General features: G+C 56.5%; 4 protein-coding genes. 1 reads left to right on the forward strand and 3 read right to left on the reverse strand.

Annotated elements, in window-relative coordinates:
• Position 1 precedes the first annotated feature (1 nt).
• The 3 genes from mscM to rsgA all read right to left on the reverse strand — a co-directional run bounded on the left by mscM (position 2) and on the right by rsgA (position 5464).
• Positions 2-3325, reverse strand: a complete 3324-nt coding sequence (mscM, locus tag C5687_RS20505) for a miniconductance mechanosensitive channel MscM (RefSeq protein ID WP_104557691.1) — start codon at positions 3323-3325, stop codon at positions 2-4.
• A 19-nt stretch (positions 3326-3344) separates the two neighbouring features.
• Complete coding sequence (asd, locus tag C5687_RS20510) at positions 3345-4313, reverse strand: archaetidylserine decarboxylase (RefSeq protein WP_104557693.1); 969 nt, start codon at positions 4311-4313, stop codon at positions 3345-3347.
• Between the two features lie 98 nt (positions 4314-4411).
• The gene (rsgA, locus tag C5687_RS20515; protein WP_202911303.1) at positions 4412-5464 is read right to left on the reverse strand and encodes a small ribosomal subunit biogenesis GTPase RsgA; all 1053 of its coding nucleotides are present in this window, start codon (positions 5462-5464) and stop codon (positions 4412-4414) included.
• A gap of 107 nt (positions 5465-5571) precedes the next feature.
• Between rsgA and orn the strand changes: the two genes are divergently transcribed.
• Complete coding sequence (gene orn / locus C5687_RS20520; protein WP_025758248.1) at positions 5572-6117, forward strand: oligoribonuclease; 546 nt, start codon at positions 5572-5574, stop codon at positions 6115-6117.
• Positions 6118-6312 lie beyond the last annotated feature (195 nt).

The following is a 6312-nucleotide window of genomic DNA, read 5'->3' on the forward strand; positions in this document are numbered from 1 at the left end:
CTTACACACTCCCCGCCGGGCGTTTACGCGCCGCAGAGGTTAAGGTTCTTCCCGTTCTCCGCCCGTCCAGGCTTTCCAGGCGCATCTGGAATGGTGGGAACGGCATATCAATACCGTGTTCGCGGAAGCCTGCCAGAATCAGCTGGTGGATCTCATGGCGCAGCGGCATACGATGCCCCATTTCGGCGGCATAAATACGCAGCTCGAAAATCTGGATCCCCTGCTGAAGATCGACCAGGAACACTTCCGGCGCCGGGTTATCGAGCACCAGGGTGCAGCGTTCAGCAGCGGTGTAAAGAAGCTGGGTCACTTCTTCACTGTTGGCATCCGACGGTGCCGGCACGGTCAGCACCACACGCGTGACGGAATCTGACAGCGACCAGTTGATGAACTGCTCGGTGATAAACGCCTTGTTTGGCACGATGATCTCTTTCCGATCCCAGTCGCTGATCGTCGTGGCGCGGGTATTGATCTTCGTTACGCTACCGGTCAGGTCACGGATCGTGACCGTATCGCCAATACGAATCGGTTTTTCAAACAGAATGATCAGGCCGGAAACAAAGTTTGCGAAAATCTCCTGCATACCAAAACCAAGTCCAAACGTCAGCGCGGCGACCAGCCATTGCAATTTAGACCACTCAATACCAATCATCGAGAACCCAACCATCCCGCCAAAGAGCAGAATCAGGTATTTCGTGATGGTGGTAATGGCGTAACCCGTGCCCGGGGTTAAATCCAGATGCTGCAATAGCGCCAGCTCCAGCAGCGCCGGGAAGTTACGTACCAGCTGGGTCGTGATGATCAACACCAGAATGGCGATCAGCACCGCCCCTAAGGTAATGGGCTCCAGGCTCTCTACGCCCTGCACCGTAGAGGTCACGTCCCACAGCGAGATGTTCTCCAGGAAGCCGAACGCGGAGTGGATCTCCGACCACAGGAAGATCACCGACAGGAGGGCAACCAGCATCAGGATGGAGCGCACCAGACGAAGAGACTGGGTACTGATGGCATCCAGATCCAGTTCGACTTCGTCAGCATCCATCGTACCTTCGGTGCTGTTGACATGGTTAGGCTCGTCTTCACCCCGCGCTCGCTGGGCGAGGATCTCTGCCCGACGGTGCTTGGCGCGGTCAAATGCCAGGCGGCGGCGCTGGATTAACATCCCGCGGCGAATGACATGATAGACCACCAGCAGCAGGAACCAGATGGCGACCGAGGTTTCCAGTCGCGCCAGCAGCGCCTGCGAGGTCGCCAGGTAGCCCACCGCCGCTGCCAGCATGGCAATCAGAGGCGCGCAAAGAAGCAGGTTCCACAGCATGCGGTTGAACATGTTGTCGCCGCTGCCGGTTTTATCCAGATAAAGCGGTATACCGGCGCGTTTCAGGCTGAGCGTGACAATGGCCAGCGCCCCGCAGATCAGCATAAAGCAGAGGCGCCCCAGCGAGCCCGAGAACTCCCGGTCGTTGAGATTATCGAACATGATGAGCGCCATAATCAGCGGCACTATCAGCCCAATGCTCATCAGGTAGTAGCGCATGGCGCGCGCCACGCGGTTACGCGGCCAGCCAAAGTGGGCGATGAACAGACCATTAGGCCGCGCAAATGTGGCGCAAATCATCACCACCCACAGCAGAGGGACGGTGGCGGTCACGCCATCGCCAATCGCGACCGCGAGCGGGTAGGGCCAGGCTTCCCGCAGGCCGTATCCGAGCGTCATCCACAGCACCGGCAGCGGTGAGGCGACGAGTATTGACCAGAACACGGTGCGCAACGTCAGCCAGAAGTGATCCTGGGTCACCTTACCTACCCGGGCGCTGGAGCGTTCCAGGAAGCGAGTAAAGTGCCTGCGCGAGTAAATGCTGAAGCCCACCAGAATTAATGCGCCCAGCAGCGGGAAGATGGTCTCTTTGCTGGTGAGCATCATCACGCTGGCTTTTCCAAGCTGGCTGAAGGTATCCAGCGAGATCAGACGGCGCAGATCCTGGACAACTTCAATGGGCCACGAGAAGGTCATCGGGCGTACATCAGAGGTCCAGAAGAGATAACGGTGCGTGGCCTCATTCACCTCTTTGAGCGCATCTTCCAGCTGACTGTTGGAGACTTTCAGCTTGGTCAGTTCCAGAATCAGCGTATCCCCACCCTGCAGCAGGGAGTTCAGCAACTCGCGCTGGGTCCGCAACTGGGCTTCCAGAATGCGGTTTTGCTCGCTGGTGAGCGGCTGTCCATCAGCCTGACGGATCTGGCGGATTTGCGGCTGTTTATTGAGAAGATCTTCAAAATGCAGACGCTGAACGCGCAGCTGAGCCATCTCGGTATCCAGCTGCTGCGGCTTCGGCATCTCCGGCAGGCGCGCGACCTGGGCGCGTAACGCCTCGCCCAGCAGATTTGATGACCCCAGCCACTGAGACTGCTCGCGCAGGGTGTTGAGCGCCTGGCGCACCTGAAGCGTTTGATTGGTGGCCTGGCGCTGTTGGGAAGCCACCAGATCCATACGCTGCGCCTGTTGATTCAGTGCGGCAGAAAGCTCGCGGTTGACCTTAAACTGTTGAACGATGCCGGCAGGAAGATTATCGCTGTTTTCCGCCAGCAGTTCGGTGCTCTCCAGCGCGCGCTCCGCTTCACGCTGGCGCTGGCTGTTAAGCTGATTGCGCAGGGCCTGCAGATACGCATCCAGCTGCTCGCTCTGCTTCTGAGCGAGTTCAGAGCGCATCCGCGACAGCTCCTGACGGTTATTGGCGGAGAGTTGCGCCAGCTCCAGCTCATCGACAAGGGCCTTCAGACGGGCTGATTCAGCCTGCAGGCCCAGATTTTGGGCCTGAGCTTGTGGCGTATTGCCGCTTTGCGTACCAATGCGACGCTCAACTTCATTAAGCTGGCGGCGGGCGTCGGTTTGCTGTTGCGGAAGCTGGCTGAGGGAGTCGGCAATTTCACGCGCTCGCTCCTGTTCCTGCTGGGCAAGGCGGCTCTTCTCCAGAAGCTGGCTGCTGACCTGCAGGATCTCCTGGTTCAGGGCATCGGAGGTCATGCCGGCGGGTACATCGCGCGGTTCATCACGCATGTTCGCGAGCTGCGTGCGCAGCGTCTGCGAGAGTTTGGGGAAGTTGTCAATAACCTGCTGATACTGCTGAGCGCGCTCAAGAGAGCCTTTCCGCTCTTCAAGCGCGTTCAGTGCGGACTGGAGTGACTCAACGGTCTCAGGCTGAGCGGGTTTTGCCGCTTTTGCCTGCTCCAGCTCCTGGGTTATCTGTTTGGCGTCGGGGGCTGTCGCTGCGTACGCCCCCATGCTGAGGCACCAGGCCATCAGTAGAACGATAATCGGGCGCACGTCAGCGATCCTTCTGTTGTTAGCCTTCGTCTTTTTTGTCGTCAACCAGCGGGCTGGCGTCATGTTCGGCCTTGATCTCTGCTTCCGGCAGCGGTGCAGGTTCTGCATCCGGCGTCACGAAGGTTTCAGTAGAGATGGCCAGCGGCTGGCCCAGTTTAGTGATCGACAGGCTTTCGAGCTGTTCAGCCAGTTTCACTTTACCCGGCGCAAACAGGTTGATAACGGTTGAGCCCAGCTTAAAGCGGCCCATCTCCTGGCCTTTCAGCAGTGCCACGGAGCCTTCTTCTTCACCGGCAGGCCAGGTCCAGCGCTTGATGACGCCTTCACGTGGCGGCGTAATGGTGCCGGCCCAGACGGTTTCGATGCTGCCGACAATGGTCGCGCCCACCAGAATCTGCGCCATCGGACCAAATTCAGTATCGAACAGGCAGATGACGCGCTCGTTACGGGCAAACAGGTTCGGGACGTTTTGCGCGGTCAGGTGGTTTACTGAGAACAGGTCGCCCGGAACGTAAATCATTTCACGCAGGATACCGTTACACGGCATATGCACGCGGTGGTAGTCGCGCGGTGACAGATAGGTGGTGGCAAACGTACCGTTACGGAACAGATCCGCCATCAGGTAGTTACCCGCCAGCAGCGCTTCCAGGCTGTAATTATGGCCCTTCGCCTGCAGAATTTTGTCGTCTTCGATATCACCCAGCTGGCTAATCACGCCGTCTGCTGGCATCACCAGGACGTTAGGGTCGGTGTTTACCGGGCGTACATCGTCACGCAGCGGGCGCACGAAAAACTCGTTAAAGGTGCGGTAGCTGGCGGTATCCGGCTTCTGCGCCTCTTTCATATCAACCTTGTAATATTTTACGAAAAGGTCGATGACCAGTTTGGTCAGCCAGCCTGCGCGTTTGCTTGCGCCCCAGCCCGCCAGGCGAGTGAGCCACAGTTTTGGCAGAATGTATTGAAGCGAAAGTTTAAATGCGTTTAACAAGGTAGCCTCCAGGCCATTGTTTTGTCGTTCCTGATCCGGCGTTATACCGCCGGAACCTGAAAAAAGGGGGACGATTTTAGCGATGCTTAGCTTAGTTGTCAGTTATCAGAATCAGAAAAGTTTTTACGCGTTTTTACCTGATCCATGCTCTCAAGAATACGGTGGTAGTTCTCGAAGCGGGTCTGGGCGATTTCACCGTTCTCAACCGCTTCACGGATAGCGCAGCCCGGGTCGTTATCGTGTTTACAGTCGCGGTACTTGCAAGCACCTAAATAATCATGGAATTCGACAAATCCGTTGAAGATTTGTTCCGGCTCAAGGTGCCATAAGCCGAACTCACGTACGCCCGGGGAGTCGATGACATCACCACCGTGCGGGAAATGATACAGGCGCGACGCAGTGGTGGTGTGCTGGCCCAGGCCCGAGACGTCTGACACATCGTTGGTGAGGATCTCTTGCTGGAGGCCAAGCAGGTTATTCAGCAGGCTCGATTTGCCCACGCCGGACTGGCCCGCAAAGATGCTGATGCGATCGGTAAGCGCCTCTTCCAGCGGTTTCAGGCCATCTTTGGTATAGCTGGAGACCATCAGGACGCGGTAGCCAATCTTGCGATAGATATCCATCTGTTCGTTGACGAACGCCATGCCTTCGTCGTCCAGCAGATCGATTTTGTTCAGCACGATAATCGGTTCAACCTGCAGCGTTTCGCAGGCGACGAGGTAACGGTCGATTATATTGAGCGAAAGTTCAGGCAAAATCGCCGATACGATAACGATCTGGTTAATGTTGGCGGCAATTGGTTTCACCCCGTCGTAGAAATCGGGACGGGTTAATACGGACGTGCGCTCATGCACCGCTTCAACGATACCTTTTACCGTCACGCCTTCCGCGGCCTCTTTACCCGGCCGCCAGACCACGCGATCGCCGGTCACCAGAGAACGAATGGTCCGGCGGATGTTGCAGCGGTGGATCTCACCATCGGCGGATTCCACGTCGGCGTGCATACCTAAACGGCTGATGACTACGCCTTCCGTCGGGTCGCCAAACAGGTTGTCGTCGTAATCGACCTTCTCCGAAGTGGTTTTAAGACGGCGCTGGTGATTGGCATTCACACGACGCTGCTGCCCTTTGGAGAGTTTATTTTTACTCAATCGCACTGGCTCCTGGTCGCCCGTAAGGGGCAAAACCTCTATGATACACTCTAATTAATACTAGTTAACCTGCTACTGCCGGTTATGCGAGAAGGGTGGAAAATAACATGAGCGCGGATGAAAACAACCTGATTTGGATCGACCTTGAAATGACCGGGCTGGATCCCGAGCGCGATCGCATCATTGAGATAGCAACCCTGGTGACCGACGCCAACCTCAATATCCTGGCGGAAGGGCCAACCATTGCGGTGCATCAGTCAGACGATCAGCTTGCGTTGATGGATGAGTGGAACGTGCGTACCCATACCGGCAGTGGTCTGGTAGAACGCGTGAAGGCGAGCACCCTGGGTGACCGCGAGGCGGAGCTGGCGACGCTGGCGTTTCTGAAACAGTGGGTACCGGCAGGTAAATCGCCTATCTGCGGTAATAGTATCGGCCAGGATCGCCGTTTCCTGTTTAAGTACATGCCGGAGCTGGAGTCGTACTTCCACTACCGTTATCTGGATGTCAGCACCCTGAAAGAGCTGGCGCGTCGCTGGAAACCTGAAATCCTCGATGGCTTTAAAAAGCAGGGGACGCACCAGGCGATGGACGATATCCGCGAGTCCGTGGCGGAGCTTGCTTACTATCGCGAAAACTTTATTAAGCTGTGATTTTGAGAACCGGCGCCTTGCGTGGCCGGCTTTTTGTCGTTAAATTGTTCAGCTTGCCGATTAAATAAGCATTTGAACTGAATTTCAAAAAAATCGCTTTCAGGGGGGTTGCAGCTAAAAGGATTTCTCGTATAATGCGCCTCCCGTAACGACAGAGAATTACGCGTTACGACAGCAACAAAAGCAGTACAGATT

Source organism: Enterobacter sichuanensis (assembly GCF_002939185.1).
Lineage (GTDB): Bacteria > Pseudomonadota > Gammaproteobacteria > Enterobacterales > Enterobacteriaceae > Enterobacter > Enterobacter sichuanensis.